At 66.0% G+C, this 18,143-nt stretch carries 17 protein-coding genes; 7 read left to right on the forward strand and 10 right to left on the reverse strand.

Annotation, left to right across the window (positions count from 1 at the left end; translation table 11 throughout):
* Positions 1-22: 22 nt before the first annotated feature.
* The 6 genes from topA to plsY form a co-directional block, all read right to left on the reverse strand.
* On the reverse strand, positions 23-2,614 hold the full coding sequence (gene topA / locus NMD1_RS18575) for a type I DNA topoisomerase (RefSeq protein WP_125956356.1): 2,592 nt from the start codon (positions 2,612-2,614) through the stop codon (positions 23-25).
* 121 nt (positions 2,615-2,735) lie between these two features.
* The gene (locus NMD1_RS18580) at positions 2,736-3,419 is read right to left on the reverse strand and encodes a glycerophosphoryl diester phosphodiesterase membrane domain-containing protein (RefSeq protein ID WP_158454011.1); all 684 of its coding nucleotides are present in this window, start codon (positions 3,417-3,419) and stop codon (positions 2,736-2,738) included.
* Between the two features lie 20 nt (positions 3,420-3,439).
* Positions 3,440-4,444 carry a hypothetical protein gene (locus NMD1_RS18585; RefSeq protein WP_233497812.1) on the reverse strand — a complete coding sequence of 335 codons (1,005 nt, stop codon included), beginning with the start codon at positions 4,442-4,444 and terminating at the stop codon, positions 3,440-3,442.
* A gap of 113 nt (positions 4,445-4,557) precedes the next feature.
* Positions 4,558-4,905, reverse strand: coding sequence for a hypothetical protein (locus NMD1_RS18590; protein WP_124809169.1), 348 nt, complete (start codon positions 4,903-4,905; stop codon positions 4,558-4,560).
* Between the two features lie 29 nt (positions 4,906-4,934).
* Positions 4,935-6,080 carry a DNA-processing protein DprA gene (dprA, locus tag NMD1_RS18595; protein WP_233497814.1) on the reverse strand — a complete coding sequence of 382 codons (1,146 nt, stop codon included), beginning with the start codon at positions 6,078-6,080 and terminating at the stop codon, positions 4,935-4,937.
* Complete coding sequence (plsY, locus tag NMD1_RS18600) at positions 6,077-6,670, reverse strand: glycerol-3-phosphate 1-O-acyltransferase PlsY (RefSeq protein WP_223806602.1); 594 nt, start codon at positions 6,668-6,670, stop codon at positions 6,077-6,079. The genes dprA and plsY overlap by 4 nt, the downstream gene beginning before the upstream one ends.
* 128 nt (positions 6,671-6,798) lie before the next feature.
* Between plsY and murI the strand changes: the two genes are divergently transcribed.
* The 4 genes from murI (at position 6,799) to NMD1_RS18620 (ending at position 10,657) form a co-directional block, all read left to right on the forward strand.
* On the forward strand, positions 6,799-7,626 hold the full coding sequence (gene murI / locus NMD1_RS18605) for a glutamate racemase (RefSeq protein WP_125956864.1): 828 nt from the start codon (positions 6,799-6,801) through the stop codon (positions 7,624-7,626).
* 29 nt (positions 7,627-7,655) lie between these two features.
* Positions 7,656-8,678, forward strand: coding sequence for an MBL fold metallo-hydrolase (locus NMD1_RS18610; RefSeq protein WP_125956360.1), 1,023 nt, complete (start codon positions 7,656-7,658; stop codon positions 8,676-8,678).
* Entirely contained in the window at positions 8,675-9,895 is a 1,221-nt protein-coding gene (gene hemA, locus NMD1_RS18615) for a 5-aminolevulinate synthase (protein ID WP_125956362.1), read from the forward strand. Before NMD1_RS18610 ends, hemA begins: the two co-directional genes overlap by 4 nt.
* Before the next feature lie 66 nt (positions 9,896-9,961).
* Positions 9,962-10,657, forward strand: a complete 696-nt coding sequence (locus NMD1_RS18620; RefSeq protein WP_233497818.1) for a nitroreductase — start codon at positions 9,962-9,964, stop codon at positions 10,655-10,657.
* A 59-nt stretch (positions 10,658-10,716) separates the two neighbouring features.
* On the opposite strand, the gene katG is transcribed toward NMD1_RS18620, so the two are convergent.
* Together katG and NMD1_RS18630 are read right to left on the reverse strand one after the other, a co-directional pair.
* Complete coding sequence (gene katG, locus NMD1_RS18625) at positions 10,717-12,945, reverse strand: catalase/peroxidase HPI (protein WP_125956367.1); 2,229 nt, start codon at positions 12,943-12,945, stop codon at positions 10,717-10,719.
* Between the two features lie 300 nt (positions 12,946-13,245).
* On the reverse strand, positions 13,246-13,605 hold the full coding sequence (locus NMD1_RS18630; protein ID WP_233497820.1) for an RcnB family protein: 360 nt from the start codon (positions 13,603-13,605) through the stop codon (positions 13,246-13,248).
* Positions 13,606-13,922: 317 nt separating this feature from the next.
* On the opposite strand from NMD1_RS18630, the gene rbfA reads away from it, so the two are divergent.
* The 3 genes from rbfA to NMD1_RS18645 are packed head-to-tail and all read left to right on the forward strand — an operon-like array spanning position 13,923 to position 15,628.
* Entirely contained in the window at positions 13,923-14,339 is a 417-nt protein-coding gene (gene rbfA / locus NMD1_RS18635; RefSeq protein ID WP_125956370.1) for a 30S ribosome-binding factor RbfA, read from the forward strand.
* Between the two features lie 12 nt (positions 14,340-14,351).
* A complete protein-coding gene (locus tag NMD1_RS18640; protein WP_124809176.1) occupies positions 14,352-14,930 on the forward strand; it encodes a thymidine kinase in 579 nt (192 codons plus the stop codon).
* Positions 14,927-15,628, forward strand: a complete 702-nt coding sequence (locus tag NMD1_RS18645; RefSeq protein WP_124809177.1) for a site-2 protease family protein — start codon at positions 14,927-14,929, stop codon at positions 15,626-15,628. Before NMD1_RS18640 ends, NMD1_RS18645 begins: the two co-directional genes overlap by 4 nt.
* 81 nt (positions 15,629-15,709) lie before the next feature.
* Here NMD1_RS18645 and NMD1_RS18650 read toward each other — a convergent pair whose 3' ends face one another.
* On the reverse strand, positions 15,710-16,741 hold the full coding sequence (locus tag NMD1_RS18650; RefSeq protein ID WP_125956372.1) for an aldo/keto reductase: 1,032 nt from the start codon (positions 16,739-16,741) through the stop codon (positions 15,710-15,712).
* A 209-nt stretch (positions 16,742-16,950) separates the two neighbouring features.
* Complete coding sequence (locus tag NMD1_RS18655; RefSeq protein WP_125956375.1) at positions 16,951-18,138, reverse strand: LLM class flavin-dependent oxidoreductase; 1,188 nt, start codon at positions 18,136-18,138, stop codon at positions 16,951-16,953.
* Between the last annotated feature and the right edge of the window lie 5 nt (positions 18,139-18,143).

Below are 18,143 nucleotides of genomic sequence, written 5' to 3' on the forward strand. Positions count from 1 at the left end.
GGCGCGCCAGGACCCGCCCCGCCTATTCGGCAGCGGCCTTCTTCGCCGCGGGCTTCTTTGCCGCGACTTTCTTCTCGCCAGCCGCCTTCTTGGGCGCCGCTTTCTTCGGTGCCGCCTTTTTCGCCGGAGCCTTCTTCTTGCCCTTCGCCGGCCCCTTGGCGGCGCGTTCGTTGATCAGGGCGATCGCTTCCTCCAGCGTCAGCGCTTCGGGCTGCTTGTCGCGCGGGAGCGTGGCGTTGGTGGTGCCGTCGGTGACGTAAGGGCCATAGCGCCCCGCCATCAGCTTGATCTCGCCGCCCGAAGTCGGGTGCGGCCCGAACATCTTGAGCGGTTCGGCCGGCGCGCGCGATCCCCGCGCGGCGGCGCCGTTGGCGGCTTCGGCCAGCTTGACCACGGCCGCGTTCATGCCCGTTTCGAACACTTCGGCGGTCGAGCGCAGCCGCGCATACTTGCCGTCATGCGCCAGATAGGGGCCATAGCGCCCGATGCTGGCCGTGATCGGCTTGCCGCTTTCCGGATGCGCCCCGATCTCGCGCGGGAGGCTGAGCAGCTTCAGCGCCCATTCCAGATCGAGTTCGGGAATGTCCTTGGGGATCGAGGCGCGCTTGGCTTCCTTGCCTTCGCCCAGCTGGATGTAGGGGCCGAACCGGCCCGACCGGCGCACCACCTCCAGACCGGTGGCCGGGTCCTTGCCCAGCGCGCCATCCTCGTCCCCGCCTTCGCCGTCGGCCCCGCCGGGCTGCGCGAACTTACGGGTGAACTTGCATTCCGGATAGTTCGAGCAGGCGATGAACGCGCCATAGCGCCCGCCGCGCAAAGACAGGCGCCCTTCCCCGCACTTGGGGCACAGGCGCGGATCGGTGCCGTCCGCCTTGGGCGGGAACAGATAGTCCTCCAGGAATTCGTCGAGCGCGGCAGTCACCTCACTCGGCTTCTTTTCCATCACTTCGTCGGACTTCGGTTTGAAATCGCGCCAGAACGCGGCCAGCACCTGCTTCCATGCCGCGCGGCCGCCGGAAACGTCGTCGAGTTCGTCCTCCATGCCGGCGGTGAAATCGTAGGCGACGTAGCGATCGAAGAAGCGTTCGAGGAACGCCGTCAGCATCCGCCCCGATTCCTCGGCGAAGAAACGGTTCTTCTCGGTGCGCACGTAGTTGCGGTCCTTGAGCACCTGCAACGTGGCGGCATACGTGGAAGGACGACCGATGCCGAGTTCCTCCAGCCGCTTGACAAGGCTGGCTTCCGAATAGCGCGGCGGCGGCTGCGTGAAGTGCTGGGTGGCGTCCACCCCGCGCTTGGCCGGGGTATCGCCCTTGTTCATCATGGGCAGCAGGCCGGAATCGTCGTCCTCCGCATCCTGCTTCTGATCGCGCCCTTCCTCGTACACGGCCAGGAAGCCGGGGAACTTCACCACCTGCCCGGTGGCGCGCAATTCGTGTCGCCCGGTGCCCTCGCGCAGCGTTACCGTGGTGCGTTCCAGGCTAGCCGAAGCCATCTGGCTGGCGATCGCGCGCTTCCAGATCAGATCGTAGAGCCGCGCCTCATCGCCCGAGCCATAACGATCCTTGGCAAAGTCGGTCGGGCGGATCGCCTCGTGCGCTTCCTGCGCGTTCTTGGCCTTGGTTTCGTAGTGCCGGGGCTTTTCGGGCAGGTAATGCCCGTCATAGCGGTCCGAGATCGCCTTGCGCGCCATGCTGATGGCGCTGGGGTCCATCTGCACGCCGTCGGTCCGCATATAGGTGATCGCGCCGGCTTCGTAGAGCGTCTGCGCCACGCGCATGGTGTGGCTGGCCGAAAAGCCCAGCTTGCGCGCCGCTTCCTGCTGCAGTGTGGAGGTGGTGAACGGCGGATAGGGATTGCGCCGGGCGGGCTTGGTCTCGACCTCCTCGACGCGGAACGTGGCGCCTTCCACTGCCGCCTTGGCGCGCATCGCTACGCCTTCGTCGCCCAGGCTCAGGCGATCGAGCTTTTCACCATCGAACCGCACCAGCCGGGCCTGGAACTCGGTGCCGCCCTGCTCCAGCCGCGCGACGACCGACCAGTATTCCTGCGCACGGAACGATTCGATCTCGCGCTCGCGCTCCACGATCAGCCGCAGCGCCACCGACTGTACGCGGCCGGCGGACTTGGCGCCCGGCAGCTTGCGCCACAGCACGGGCGAGAGCGTGAAGCCGAACAGGTAATCCAGCGCGCGGCGGGCCAGATAGGCATCGATCAGGTCCTGATCGAGCGCGCGCGGGTGCTGCATCGCCTCGGTCACGGTGGCCTTGGTGATGGCGTTGAAGGTGACTCGCTCCACCTCCTTGGGCAGGGCGCGGCGCTTCGAAAGCAGTTCGCGGACGTGCCAGGAAATCGCCTCGCCCTCGCGATCGGGGTCGGTGGCGAGAATCAGGCGGTCGGCTTCCTTCGCGGCATCGGTGATCGCCTTCACGCGCGATTGCTTGTCGCCGTAAAGTTCCCAGTCCATCGCGAAGTCTTCGTCCGGGCGGACGGAGCCGTCCTTCACGGGCAGGTCGCGGACGTGACCGTAGGAGGCGAGAACCTTGTAGCCGGGGCCAAGGTACTTCTCGATGGTTTTGGCCTTGGCCGGCGATTCAACAATGACAAGCTGCATGGCGGGTATATCGTGACCTTACGCGTATGTGTACGCGCGAGGGTGGCGATGCCGCACGCCGATCGTCAAGCCTTGCCTTGCGCCGATCATCCCACTGCCTTGATCGTCACGAACAAAGGCGTCACCCGAACACCTCGGCCAGCCGGTTGTCCGAATGGCCAAGCAGCCGGTAGAGCGCGAGCGTCAACGCGGTTCCGCCCACCGCCATCAGCGCGGCCACCGCGTTGCCGAGAATGGTCCCTCCGACTCCTGCGGTGATCGACGGACCGGACAGCGCGGAAGCCAGCCCTTGGGCAACGCCCACGCCCGCCAGCGGCACCACCAGCAACACCAGGCAGATCACATAGAACAGCGCGATCGACACCATCGAGGCGCGGGTGTGCCGCCAGCTTGCGCCCATCGCTTCGGTCGCGCGCATTCCCTGGCCGATGATGTAGGGCCAGGTCAGCGACCAGCGCGCCAGCAACAGCAGGCCCGGAACGATCAACAGAGCGAAACCGAGCATCATGCCCAGTGTGGTGAGAATGCTGGCGCCGACGACCGAGAGATAGCGTCTGCCCGTGACGGAAGGGGACAGCAGCCCATCCGCTGCAAGCATCTGCTCCATCAGATGATACTGGATCAGGAACGAGGCGATCGTACCGCCAAACTGCCCCCCGCTATCCCCGAGCAGGACATCGACGATCGAGGTGACCGCCACGATGCCAAGCCCCGCAAGCAGCGAAAGGCGGGCATGGCGGGTCAGGGTGCCGCCGAACTCGGAAAAGATCTCGCTTACGCTGACTTTCCGTTCTCCGTCCGCCATGCAACCCCGTCCTTCCATTCCTAGCGCAGAGAGACGATCTGCCCCACCATCTGGTCGTTCGCGAGCGCGGCCGCCTTGGCCGCCCCCTGTTCGTAATTGCCAGGCTTGGCGGTGAACTCGAACTTGCGCGTCTTGCCGAAGCGCATCCCGCCGAAGCCCATCGCCGCCATTACCCCGCCACCGACGTTGGCCGCCGCCTGCGTGGTCTTGTCGAGGTTGCTGGACGCATCCTGCTTGTCAACGAAATCTCCATCCACCGACACGCCCCGGTTGAGCGTGACCGTTACGGTCTTGCCGTTCGGCCCCAGCGCCGTCATCCGCGAATAGCCTGGCGTGACGGAAAGGTTGGCGTTGACCTCCAGCCCGCCGAAGCTGAACGCGCCAGGCCGCTTCTGGTCGGAAAAGTCGATCAGGTAGGTTACGTCCAGCACAGGTACGCCGGCCGCCTTGGCGTAGTTCGACAGCGCGCCGCTGGCCTGCCCGGCTGACATGTTGAGGCCAATGCTGGACATGCCGCTACCGGTGAAATCGCCCGGCAGCAGGATCAGCGTGGGCAGCACCGTGGGCTTCATGTAGGTGGCCTTGCCCTTGCTGCCCTTTTCAAGCTGGATGCCGACTTCGACCGGCGGCTGCTGTCCGTGCGGGTTGGCCAGGGCCGGCGACGCAAAAACGGCGGCCGGGTCCTGCACCGTCAGGCCGGCGGCATTCAGCTTTGCGACGAAATCGGCGTAGGCCGCGTCGGCGATCGACTGCATCATTTCCGGGGTGACGCCTACGAGCGAACTCTTGGCCTTGGTCGCCCCTCCGAACGCCCCCATCAGGCCGCCCGAGGCCTTGGTCTGATCGGTCGATTCGAAAATGAAGCCAACGTTGAACGCGGCAATGGCGACCTGCGAGGCGCCTTTCACCGCATCCTTGCCCTGTACCTTTACCGGTGCGTCATCTCCCGCCCAGGCAACGGTGGGCGCGGTCATCAGGAAGCCTGCCGCCGCAACGGCAAGCACAAACGTATTGCGGAAATTCATGATAGTCCCCCATCCCGACAATCTTCCGCGACCCGTTTATGTTGCGAAACATTACGATGGGACGGAGCGCACGCAAGCGGATTTCACGAAAAGTAAGAGCAGCGGTCGGAAAATCAGGCCGTCTTCCGCCAGGCCAGCAGGAAACCAAGCCCGAGCAGCACGTCGATCGCCGCGAACACGGCCACGGCCGGCACGGCCCTCCCCTGCGCGAACAGCGCCAGCGCCGGCAGGCCAAACACCAGCTTTTCCCCCACCGCGCATGGCATCAAGGCCCGATAGCGCGCCGGATCACCGCCAATGATCCAGAACACCGCCTGGAACACCAGCGCCACCCCGATGAAACCCAAAGAGACTTCCGCGCCGCGTTCGGGCAGCGGCGCGAGATAGAGCGGCGCGAGCACCACGATCCCGTAGATCGCCGCCCAGCGGAACATCCGGCGTGCGAAACGGTGATCCTGCATCGTACCTCTCCCCAGTCCCTTGTTGCCTCTTACACCAGCGAAACGCGGCCGGCGGCATGGCGCACAAGCCGTCCGGCGATTTCCAGCTCGATCAGCGCCATCTGCACCGCACCCGGCGATGCGCCGCTCTGCCGGACGAGCTCGTCGACCGCGACGGGAGCAGCGCCCAGCAGGGCCTCGATATCGGCGGGCGCTTCCTCCTCCGGGAAGGATGGCGCAAGGGCTTCCGGCTCGCGCAGCAGCGATCGCGGCGCGCCGCCGAAGTCCCGCAGCAATTCCAGCACGTCCTCCGGCGATTGCACCAGCACCGCGCCGTCCCGGATCAGCTGGTTGCAGCCGTGCGAGCGGCTATCGAGCGGGGAGCCGGGGATGGCCATGACCTCGCGCCCCGCCTCCCCCGCCAGCCGCGCGGTGATCAGCGAGCCGGACTTCGGCGCGGCCTCCACCACCAGCGTGCCTGTGGCGAGGCCCGCGATGATGCGGTTGCGGTGCGGAAAATGGCGCGCGAGTGGTTCGGTGCCGGGCGGCATCTCGGCGATCAGCAGGCCCTTTTCCGCCACCTCGTCCTGCAAGGCGGCGTTTTCGGGCGGATAGGCGATGTCGATCCCGCTGGCGATGACGCCCACGGTGCCGCCGCCGTCGGCCATGGCGGCCAGCGCGCCCCGGTGCGCCGCGGCATCGATCCCGCGCGCAAGGCCGGAAATCACGGCGCAGCCAGCGCCCGCCAGCGCAGCGCCGAAATCGCGCGCCAGCTTGACCGCGCCGGCCGAGGCATTGCGCGCGCCGACGATGGCGACCGAAGGGCGCCGCAACAGCGCGTCGTCGCCGCGCACGGTCAAGATCGGCGGCGGGCTGTCCAGCGCGGCCAGCAGCGCGGGATAGGCGGGGGAATCGTGAAAGAGATAGCGCGCGCCCAGCTGGCGGACCCGCGCGATCTCCGCGCTGATGCGCTCTTCGGGCGTGGGGACCACGCGCCCGCCACCGCGCGCCGCCAGTTCGGGTACGGCTTCGAGGGCGGCCACCGCGCTGCCATACCGCCGCAGCAGATGAAAGTAGCTGGCAGGCCCGATGTGCGGTGTGCGCAGCAGGCGGATTCGAGCGAAAGCCTCCTCACGCGCAAGGGCGAACGGGGTATCGGCGGGCCGCGCAGGATCGGGCACGCCGCGCGCGCTCACTTGGCGCTGCCGCTCCCCGAACCAACCCGGGGTTCGGTGCCCGCGCGCAGCCGGGCGATGTTGGCGCGGTGAAGCCACAGGATCATCACCGCCAGCACCGCGAGAACGGGGGCGTACTGCCCATAGCCCGCCGCGAACGCTGCCAGCGGGGCGGCCAGCGCGGCGCACATACCGCCCAGCGAGGAAATGCGCGAGGCGAACAGCACGCCCAGCCACACCAGCGCATAGGCAAGGCCGATCGGCCAGGCGAGCGCGAGCGAAATGCCCATCATCGTGGCCACGCCCTTGCCACCCTTGAACCGCAGCCACACCGGGAAGCAGTGCCCGATCACCGCGAAGAACGCCGCCAGCGCTTCCGTGCCGGGCCAGACGTGCCGGGCCAGAAGCACGGCCAGCGCACCCTTTGCCAGATCCAGCAGCAGCGTGCCCGCCGCCAGCCCCTTGTTCCCGGTGCGCAGCACGTTGGTAGCGCCGATATTGCCCGAACCGATGCTGCGCAGATCCCCCGCACCGGCCAGGCGCGTGAGAATCAGCCCGAACGGAATTGAACCGAGCGCATAGGCGGCGAGCGAGGCGAGCAGGGCATCCACGACGGCACTCTTACAATTCATCGCGCGGGTTCGGAAAGGGGCGTCTTTCCTTTTCAGTTCGGAAACCGATAGAAGGGACCAGAGCCAGCAAAGGAAACCCGACAGGCGTGACAGCAACAGCCACGACAATACGGGCCGGGCAACCGGCCAGACCCGCCGAAGTCGATGCCTCGGCGCCGTTGCTGGTGTTCGATTCCGGCGTGGGCGGGCTTTCGGTGCTGCGCAAGATCCGCGCGCTCCTGCCCGATGCGCCGGTGATCTACGCCGCCGACAACGCCGGCCTGCCCTATGGCACCAAGACCGAGGCGCAGATCGCTGCGCGCGTTTCCGGCCTGCTGGGCCGCATGACCGAACGCTTTCGCCCGCGCCTTGTCTGCATCGCCTGCAACACCGCCTCCACCATCGCGCTCGCTTCGGTGCGCGAGGTGCTGGAAGTGCCGATCGTGGGCACCGTGCCGGCGATCAAGCCGGCGGCGGCAATGACGCGGACCGGCGTGATCGGCCTGCTCGGCACCGAAGCCACGATCCGGCAGGTCTACGTCGACCGGCTGGAAGCCGAATTCGCGGCGGGCAAGACCCTGCTGCGCCACGGCGCGCCGGAACTGGTGCAGGCGGCCGAAGCGCAATTGCGCGGCAAACCGGTCGATCCGGCGGTCTATGCCCGCGTCGCCGCCGCGCTGCGCGCCATGCCCGGCGGCGACAGGATCGATACGGTGGTGCTGGCCTGCACGCATTTCCCGCTGGTGCAGCCGGAACTGGCGCACGCTTTCGGCGGAGACGTGCGGTTCATCGATGGATCGGACGGCATCGCCCGACGGGTCGCCGCATTGACTGAAGGGCAGAACTGGAACCGCGAGCAGGACGACGTTGCGCTGTTCACGCGCGGGGGGCAGGATGTGGAACGCCTGCGGCCCGCTCTGGCGGCCTATGGCCTGGGCCGCGTTGCTATACTTTAGGCGCGCGCTTCAAAAGGGGGGGACGGTTCTTGCGCACGGGATGGAAGATCGCTGCTGTCCTGTTGCTCGCCGTGGTGGGCGCGGCCTACTGGCTGCTGATCGACAACCGCACCGGGCCCATCGCCGAACGCCCGATCGACATCGCCGCGCTGCGTCACGCAGCGGCTGCGATGCCAGGGCCGCGCCCGGATGCGATCGATCTTGAAATCGTGGCGCAGGGCACCTCGCCCGCCACGCTGCTGGTTGCGGGCGGCGGTTTCGGCAAGGCGGGGATCGCGGCGGCGGCGTTCCGCGTGCGCGGCCCCGGCGGGACGGTGCTGATCGACAGCGGTCTGACGCGCGAACAGGCCGGGAAGCTCGACATGACCGACTACGACGCCGCCGCGCAGCAGCGCGTCGAGGCCGCGATGGACTCGGCTGACCGCATCGTCTTCACGCACGAACACTACGATCACATCGGCGGCTTTGCAGCTTCGCGCGGCATGGCCAGCAACGCGGCGAAGCTGTTCCTGCCTCGCACGCAGTATCTCCCGCTAGCGGCGGAGCTTGGCCGCGCGGGCAAGAGCGCACAAGCCCTGCCGCCGCCGGTCGAGCGGCAGGGCGCGACGGCGCTCGCACCCGGAGTCGCAGTCATGCCGATGCCGGGGCACACGCCGGGATCGCAACTGATCTACGTGGCGCTGGCCAGCGGGCGCGAATATCTGTTCCCTGGCGACGTGACCTCGATGGAACGGAACCTGTCCGAAACACGGGGGCGTTCGCGACTTGTCGCGGATTGGCTTGCTCCAGAGAACCGCAGGGCGGTGATCGGCTGGATCAAGGGCCTGCGCACGCTGCAGGCGCGCACGCCGGGCCTGACCATCGCTTTTCAGCATGATCGCGACTGGCTTTTGCGCCAGCGCAATGACGGTGCCTTCCATATCGGCTTCGGCGATCCCGCACGGGTGCAGGCGCGAAAACCGGCTGGCCAAGCACAAACAACAAGCGTACAAGCCGCGCCATTCGCCGATGGCCCGGCATTTTCGAGCCTGACACAAGGAGCGGCGGGGTGAATTACGATCAAGTTTTCGACCAGGCGATCGACCGTCTGCATTCCGAAGGCCGCTACCGGGTTTTCATCGACATCCTCCGTAACAAGGGCGCTTACCCCAACGCCCGCTGCTTTGCCGGCCACAACGGCCCGAAGCCGATCACGGTGTGGTGTTCCAACGACTATCTCGCCATGGGCCAGCATCCCAAGGTGATCGCGGCGATGGAAGAAGCGCTGCATGACGTGGGCGCCGGTTCCGGCGGCACGCGCAACATCGGCGGCAACACGCACTACCACATCGAGCTGGAGCGCGAACTGGCCGACCTGCACGGCAAGGACGGCGCGCTGCTGTTCACCTCGGGCTATGTCTCGAACGATGCCACGCTGTCCACGCTCGCCAAAATCCTGCCGGGCTGCGTGATCTTCTCGGACGAGCTGAACCACGCCAGCATGATCGCGGGCATCCGCAATTCGGGCTGCGAGAAGAAGGTGTTCCGTCACAATGACGTCGAGCACCTTGAAGAACTGCTCGCCGAAACCGATCCGGCGCTGCCCAAGCTGATCGCGTTCGAAAGCGTCTATTCGATGGACGCCGACATCGCGCCGATCCACGCGATCTGCGACCTTGCCGAAAAGTACAACGCCCTCACCTACATCGACGAAGTCCACGCCGTGGGCATGTATGGCGCACGCGGCGGCGGCATTTCGGAGCGGGACGAGGCGGCCAGCCGGATCGACATCATCGAGGGCACACTGGGCAAGGCCTTCGGCGTGATGGGTGGCTATATCGCGGCCGATACGCGGATCATCGACGTGATCCGTTCCTACGCGCCGGGCTTCATCTTCACCACCTCGCTCTCCCCGGTGCTGGTCGCCGGCGTGCTGGCGGCGGTGCGGCATCTCAAGGCGTCGAGCGTCGAGCGCGAGGCGCAGCAGGCGTCGGCCGCCACGCTCAAGCGCCTGTTCGCCGAAGCCGGTCTTCCGGTCATGCCGTCCTCCACGCACATCGTTCCGCTGATGGTCGGCGATCCGGTGCGCGCGAAGAAGGTCAGCGACATCCTGCTCGCCGAATACGGCGTCTATGTGCAGCCGATCAATTTCCCGACCGTGCCGCGCGGCACCGAACGCCTGCGCTTCACCCCCGGGCCGGCGCACACCGAAGCGATGATGCAAGACCTGACCGCTGCGCTCGTCGAAATCTGGGGCCGCCTCGACCTCGAAAAGCGCAAGGCCGCCTGATCCTCTCTCTTGCTCTCCGCCACCGACCGTTTAATCATGCGGTTAAACGGTCGGTGGGAGAGGACAGTGACAACACTTAACGGGCCTGGCTACGACGAGGTCGTCTATGGCCGCCGCAGCATTCGCGGCTTTCAGAAGAAACCGGTTCCGCGCGAACTGATCGAGGAAATCCTGGCGCTGGCGATCCGCGCGCCCTCCTCGCTCAACACGCAACCGTGGAATTTCACGGTCGTGACCGGCGCCCCGCTCGACCGCATCCGCGCGGAAAACACCCGCCGCAATCTGGAAGGCGTTCCCGAAAGCCGGGAGTTCCGCAAGTTCGAGGTTTATGAAGGCGCGCACCGCGAACGGCAGGTGGAAATCGCCAAGCAACTGTTCGGCGCCATGGGTATCGCGCGCGAGGACAAGGAAAAGCGGCTGGACTGGGTGCTGCGCGGCTTCCGCCAGTTCGACGCGCCGGTGTCCATCGTCGTTACGTATGACCGCGCGCTATTCGGCGGGGATATCGCCCCGTTCGATTGCGGCGCGGTAACGACGGCGCTGGTCAACGCGGCTTGGTCGCGCGGACTGGGCTGCGTGATCAACAGCCAGGGCATCATGCAAAGCCCGGTCGTGCGCGAACACGCGAAGATCGCCGACGATCAGGTCATCATGATCTGCGTGGCGATGGGCTGGCCGGACGAGAGCTTCCCCGCCAACGCCGTGGTCTCGAAGCGCAAGTCGGTGGCCGAGGCGGCAACTTTCGTGGGGTTCGACGAATGACAGAAAGGCCGCGCTTCGCACCGGAAGCGCGGCCTTTCCGCATGTGATCGCGCTTGCCGTCAGAACCGGTCGGCGTTCATCACCTTGGCCCACGCGGCGGCGAAGTCCTTGACGAACTGTTCGCGCGCGTCATCGGAAGCATAGGCCTCGGACACCGCCCGCAGTTCCGAATTGGACCCGAAGATCAGGTCCACCGGCGTCGCCTTCCACTTCACCTGCCCGCTCGTGCGGTCCTTGCCTTCATAGAGGCCCACATCGGCGGCCGACTTCGACCAGACCGTGCCCATATCGAGCAGGTTCACGAAGAAGTCGTTGGTCAGCTGGCCGGGACGGGTGGTGAACACGCCGTTGCGCGATCCCGCGGCATTGGCATCCAGCACACGCAAGCCACCCAGCAGCACCGTCATTTCCGGCACGGTCAGGCCCAGCGTGTTGGCCTTGTCCACCAGCGCTTCCGCCGGCGCCAGATAAGCCGCCCGATCGTAGTAGTTGCGGAACCCGTCGGCCTTCGGCTCCAGCACCGCGAACGAGGCCGCATCGGTCTGCGCCTGCGTGGCGTCGACCCGTCCGGCCCTGAACGGCACGGCAACGGCATATCCCGCCTTCCCGGCCGCCTGCTCCACCGCCGCGCTGCCGCCCAGCACGATCAGATCGGCCAGCGACACCTTGCGTCCTCCCGGCGCCGCCTTGTTGAAATCGGCCTGCACCTTGCCCAGCGCCGCCAGCACCTTCGCCAGTTCGGCCGGGTTGTTCGCGGCCCAGTCCTTCTGCGGGGCAAGACGGATGCGCGCGCCGTTGGCACCCCCGCGCATGTCCGTACCCCGGAACGTCGAGGCCGAAGCCCAGGCCGTGCGGATCAGTTCGGGTCCGGTCAGGCCGGACGCGAGGATCCTGGACTTGAGCTGCGCTTCATCCTGCCCATTGATCATCGCATAGTCCGCCACAGGCAGCGGGTCCTGCCAGGTGAAGGCCTGCTTCGGCACGTCGTTGCCCAGATAGCGGGCGCGCGGCCCCATGTCGCGGTGGGTCAGCTTGAACCAGGCACGGGCGAAGGCGTCCGCAAACTCCTGCGGGTTCTTCTGGAAGCGCAGCGCGATGGCGCGGAACGCCGGGTCCTGTTTCAGCGAAAGGTCGGTCGTGAACATGATGGGCGCGTGGCGCACATCGGGCAGATGCGCGTCGGGCACAAGATTCGCGGCGTTCTTGTCGCTGGGTATCCACTGGGTCGCGCCGGCCGGGCTCTTGGTCTGCACCCAGTCGAACGCGAACAGGTTGTCGAGGTACTGCGTGGTGAACGCAATCGGATTGGCCGACCACGCGCCCTCCAGGCCGCTGGAGACGGTATCCTCCGCATTACCCTTGCCGCACGTGTTGGCCCAGCCCAGCCCCTGCTGCTCGATCGGCGCGGCGGACGGATCGGCGCCGACGCACTTGTCAGGAGCATGTGCCCCGTGAGCCTTGCCGAAGGTGTGGCCGCCCGCAATCAGCGCGACGATTTCCTCGTCATTCATCGCCATCCGGCCGAATGCCTCGCGGATGTCGGCGGCGGCGGCGATCGGGTCCGGATTACCGTTCGGCCCTTCAGGGTTCACATAAATGAGGCCCATCTGCGTGGCGGCAAGCGGCCCGTTGAGCTTGCGGCCGCCTGAAAAGCGTTCGGAACTGCCGAGCCACTTCTTTTCCGATCCCCAGTACACCAGGTCCGGCTCCCACGAATCCACGCGGCCACCGCCGAAGCCGATGGTCTTGAAGCCCATGTTCTCCAGCGCGACGTTGCCCGCCAGAACCATGAGATCGCCCCACGATATCTTCCGGCCATACTTCTGCTTGATCGGCCACAGCAGGCGGCGCGCCTTATCGAGGCTGACGTTGTCGGGCCAGGAGTTGAGGGGTTCGAACCGCTGTTCTCCGCCCCCGCCGCCGCCACGGCCGTCGATCGTGCGATAGGTGCCGGCACTGTGCCAGGCCATGCGGATGAAGAACGGCCCGTAATTGCCGTAGTCGGCCGGCCACCACGGTTGCGACGTGGTCAGCGCCTTGTCGATATCCTTCTTCACGGCGGCGATATCGAGCGTGGCGAATTCCTTCGCATAGTCGAAATCCGCGCCATAGGGGTTCGCCGCATCGGCATGCTGGCGCAGCGGCCGCAGATCGAGAAGCTGCGGCCACCAATCCTTGTTGGCGGTCGGTTTGTTCAGCACCGCCGCATCTTCGGCATGGGCCACCCCTGCCATCGGCGTGACGGCCACCGCCAGCATGGCGATCATCGAAATCGAAGTACGTCGCATGTCCTCGTCTCCTCTCTCATGCAACCCGAGAGGCACGGCGGACAGGAGGTGGAAAACGCGTGAGCAAGGTATAGGCGACCTGCCGCGCGGGAACACCCCCGCGCGTCGGTGCCGATGCTTGCCCTGTTTCCTTTCAGGCGTCCGCGCAGGGCTTAACCCTGCGCGATCCAGTTCCCCTGTTGCGTGCCTGGGGAAACTGTCTCGCGGAACACCAAAATCGCAAAATTGATTTATTGGGTAACTTTCATCGCAAAAAGCGATCAAAGCTACCCATTTCCGAAACGTGACGGGCGGCAATCTTCAGTTGAACGTACCTGCCACCACCGAGGCGATGACGCCGGTCGCGATGCCGACCAGCAGGGCATCCCCGCCCGACTGGACCCAGCGATAGCCGCGCGGCGGCGCGTGCAGGCGGTGATAGCGGCGATAATCGATCACGCGGTAGTTCGGCGCGCGGCGCTGTTCAAAACGCTGCCCCTTGCGGAACGGATTGGGCTGATACCGCGAATAGCCCGGTCCCGCGCGGTGGTCGTCATGGCGGAAATCGCGCCGATCGTTGTCATGCCGGCCATTTTGATGACGGGGCGGATCGGCCAGAGCGGGCGTCGCTGCCGGAAGGACCATGGCCAGGGCGATAGCGGTGAAAACAATCTTCTTCATGATGCGGTCTCCTGCGTGGTTGCGGAAGAAACGCTCAGCCCCTGCGACAAGGTCCGTCACCAACCGTCAGAAAATGTCGCAGAAATTTCTCCGTTTGTTACAAACGCCGGGCACCGCGGAAACGGGCGTGTGGCACGGCGCGCCGAAGGGCTCGCAATAAGCGGCCGCTCTCTCTATATCGGAACCGTCGATGGCATGACGGACACCTCGTTCGTCGGCGCCTTCATGGAAAACGGCCGGGATGCCGGGGAACGGCACGCAACGCGCGTTCACTGGCCCGCATCCCGGCGAAGATGGATTGAAAGACAGACACCGCCTTGGCACGCTTGAACACTTCCACGCCCGAAACCCGCAGCGTCCGGCTTCTCAAGGTGGGCGAACAGGTCCGGCACATCCTGTCCGAACTGCTCACGCGCCAGCAGGTGCATGACGACGTGCTGACCGCGCATACCGTCTCGGTCACCGAAGTCCGCATGTCGCCCGACCTGCGCCACGCCACCGTCTTCGTGAAATCGCTGCTCGGAACGGACGAGGCGGACGTCATCAAGGCGCTGCGTACCAATACGGCTTTCTTCCAGAAGGAAGTGGCGAGCCGCCTGAAGCTCAAGTACGCGGCAAAGATCAAGTTCCTGCCCGACGAAAGCTTCGAAGAGGCGAGCCGGATCGATGCGCTGCTGGCCGACCCGCGCGTAACCCGCGATCTGGACGGCGATCCCGAAGACGACGCCGGCTGATCGCCGCCACGCATGGCCAAGCTCTATTTCTACTACGCCAGCATGAACGCGGGGAAATCGACCACGCTGCTGCAGGCCGATTTCAACTACCGCGAACGCGGCATGGCGACCATGTTGTGGACGGCGGCGGTGGATGATCGCTGGCAGCGCAAGCCGATCGCCAGCCGCATCGGGCTGGAGGCGGACGCGCACCTGTTCGACGAGGGCACCGACCTGTGGGCGCGCGTGACCGCCGCCCACGCGGTGCAGCCGCTGTCGTGCGTGCTGATCGACGAAGCGCAGTTCCTTTCCGGGCCGCAAGTGTGGCAGCTGGCGCGCGTGGCGGACGAGGCCGGTATCCCCGTTCTCTGCTATGGCCTGCGCACCGATTTCCGGGGCGAGCTGTTCCCCGGTTCGGCCGCGCTGCTGGGCATTGCCGATGCGCTGGTCGAACTGAAGGCCGTCTGCCATTGCGGTCGCAAGGCCACGATGAACCTGCGCGTCGACAGCGACGGCGCGGCGGTCAGGGCCGGCGCGCAAACCGAGATCGGCGGGAACGATCGCTATGTCGCGCTCTGCCGGCGCCATTTCAGCGAGGCTTTGCATCCATGAGCGATACGATGTGGCAAGCGGCGACACTGATCGTGCCGCTGGTGCTGGCTATCGTGTTTCACGAAGTGGCGCACGGCTGGGTCGCCGGTCTGCTGGGCGACCCGACCGCGCGCGAACAGCGCCGGCTGAGCCTCAATCCCCTGCGCCATGTCGATCCCATGGGCACGGTGATTCTTCCGGGCTTTCTGGCGCTGATCAAGGCGCCGGTGTTCGGCTGGGCCAAGCCGGTGCCGGTCGATGCCCGCCGGCTGCGTGATCCGCGCCGTGACATGATGATCGTGGCGGCGGCAGGCCCCGGCACCAATCTCGTGCTCGCCTTGCTGGGGGCGATCGGCCTTGGCCTGCTCGCCCGTTTCACCACGGATGCGGCGCAACCTGGAACGGCCTTGTTGTTCCTCGCCGCCAATCTCCAGAACTTCATCGCGCTGAACATCTTCCTGGCGGTGTTCAACCTGCTGCCGGTGCCGCCCTTCGATGGCTCCCATATCGTCGAGGGACTGCTGCCCGATCGCGCGGCCATGGCCTATGCGCGGATGCGGCCTTACGGACTGCCCATCATGATCCTGCTGCTGTTCGTGCTGCCGCAGATCGCGCCGAACCTGCACATTGTCGATCGCCTGATCCTGCCCCCGGTGCAATGGCTGGGAAACGGGTATCAGGCCATCGCGCAGGCCGTGGCCGGGCCGGAAATGAACTAGCGACAGGCAGCCACCCCGCCGTCAGCGATAGAGCGGTGCCATCCCCACGCCTGGTGAATCGTCGCCAGGCGCTCTCGCCGATCACCAGGGCGTTGGCTGGGGCGTCAATTGGGGGAAGTGCCGCTGGTGCCAATAAGGATAGATCGGCTCGCGATGGCTGACAGCATCCAGCCTGCCGATCTGCTCGTCGGATAGCCGCCAGCCAGTCGCTCCCAGGTTCTCGCGCAGTTGCTGCTCGGTCCGGGCGCCCACGACAACGTTCGCCACCGTGGGACGACAGAGCAGCCAGTTGAGAGCCACCTGGGAGACGCTTTTCCCCGTTTCTTCCGCGATCCGGTCCAACTCGTCGACCACGTCGTAGACGTGCTCGTCGTCGATCGGCGGCCCATAGGCGCCCCGCCCTTCCGCGATCCTGCCGGACGTTGCCTGTTCGCCGCGCCGGATGCGGCCGGTAAGCCGCCCCCAGCCAAGCGGGCTCCAGGCCATCAGGCCGATGCCCTGATCTACCGCCAGGGGCATCAGGTCCCACTCGTATTCGCGCCCGATCAGCGAATAATACCCCTGATAGGCGACATAGCGGCCGAGCTGTTCGCGGTCGGCGGCGGCAAGCGCCTTCATCACCTGCCACCCGGAAAAATTGGAAACGCCGGCATGGCCGATCTTGCCGCTGGTGACGAGGTCCTCGATCCCCCGCAGCGTCTCTTCAACCGGCGTCATGGCATCGAAGCTGTGCATGAAATAGAGGTCGATATGATCGGTGCCAAGCCGCTTCAGGCTGGCCTCGCAGCTTTCGACAACGCGCTTTCGCGAGGTGCCGAAATCGTCAGGCCCGTCCCCCATCGGCAACGCCATCTTGGACGAGATGATCGCCGCGTTCCGCCGCCCTGCCAGGGCCTGCCCCAATATCTCCTCGGACAGGCCCTGGGAATAGCTGTCGGCGGTATCAAAGAAATTGGCGCCTGCCTCGATGCAGATGTCGATCAGCCGACGCGCCTGCGCGACGTCGGTGGCGCCCCATTGCCGATAGAAATCGCCGAGCCCGCCGAAGGTCGCCGTGCCGAAGCTCAGCACGGGCACCTGCGGCCCCGCTCGTCCCAGTTGCCGATGTTCCACGATAGATACTCCTGTTGAAATCGTCCCGATGCACGCTGCTCGCCAATGCCGGAAGCTGACCGCGGCGCAGCAGGCTCGAGTGGACCAAAGCTGTCGTCGCGCGAGGCGGAGACACACTTCGCCTGCCCGGCCGGCCCATGCTTCCGGCCTACGATCCTCGCGGTTCCCGACGCAGCATCCGCTGCGCCGGCTGCGGGTACGAACGCCGCCTATTTCGGCTGGTTCGCGATGTCCGCCTTCACCTTCTCCAGTTTGGCGAACTGGGCATCCATGGCCTTGCGCTGGTCGGCCACGAACTGTGCATGCTGGCTGACAATGCGGTCGTGCGAAATGTCGCGCCCCTTGTTCATGCCCTTGATCTCGGGCATCGCATAGCGTGCGAAAAGATCATAGGACTTGAGCTTCGCATCGAACGGAGCCCAGTTGGTGTCGGCGATCAAGTAGCAGCCGAAACCGCCCGAGGCCTCCCAGATGCGCTCGATCTGCTTCACCGCCTCGTCCGGTGTGCCGATCACGGCAAGGCCGTTCTCGATCATGTAGCCGATCGGATCGTCCTTCCCCTCCTCGGGCACCATCGGCAAGGTGCCGATCGTGCTGAAATAGTTGATCCAGTCCATCATGCCATATTCAATGTCCTTCATCGCCTGATCCTTGGTCTCGGCGATGTGGCACAGGCCAACCATGCGCCAGCCGCGCCGGTCCATCACATGGCCATTGGCCTCGGCGATATCGCAGGCGACCTGCCAGTTGGCCGAGGCGGCCTTGAGCGCGGCCGGTGCGGTGGCGCTCAGCGTCATCATCGCCGTGCCGTTGCGCCCCGCCGCCATCGGCCCGGAGGGTGAAACGACGCAGGCGGTCGTCATTTCGACCGGGATGTTATGATAGGGACGAAGCTGCAGGCTCGCCTCGACCAGTTCGAACCATTCGCACTTGTAGCTGACGGTTTCGCCGCGCATCAGCTTCGCGACGCAGGCCAGCGCCTCTTCCATCCGATCGCGCTGCTTGGCCACGGGAATGCCCATCGCTTTGGCGTCGGACGGCAGCGACCCTGGCCCCGAACCGAACATGGCGCGGCCGCGGGTCATATGATGGAGCTGCATCCAGCGGTCAGCGAGAATCAGCGGGTGGTGATAGGGCAGCGAATTGACGCCGGTGCCCAGCTTGATCGACTTCGTTCGCTCGGCCATCACCGCAATGATCAGTTCGGGCGACGAGATCAGTTCACCACCGCCCGAATGGTGCTCGCCGATCCACGATTCATCGTAGCCGAGGGTGTCGAGATGCTGGATGACCTGCATGTCGCGGTCGAGCAACAGCGTGGGATTTTCGGGGCGGACGTGAATGGGGGGAATGAAATTCCCGAACCGCATATCCGCCATGGAGATCGGATTGGTCATGGTGC

Source organism: Novosphingobium sp. MD-1, from assembly GCF_001014975.1.
In the GTDB taxonomy this organism is placed as follows: Bacteria; Pseudomonadota; Alphaproteobacteria; order Sphingomonadales; family Sphingomonadaceae; genus Novosphingobium.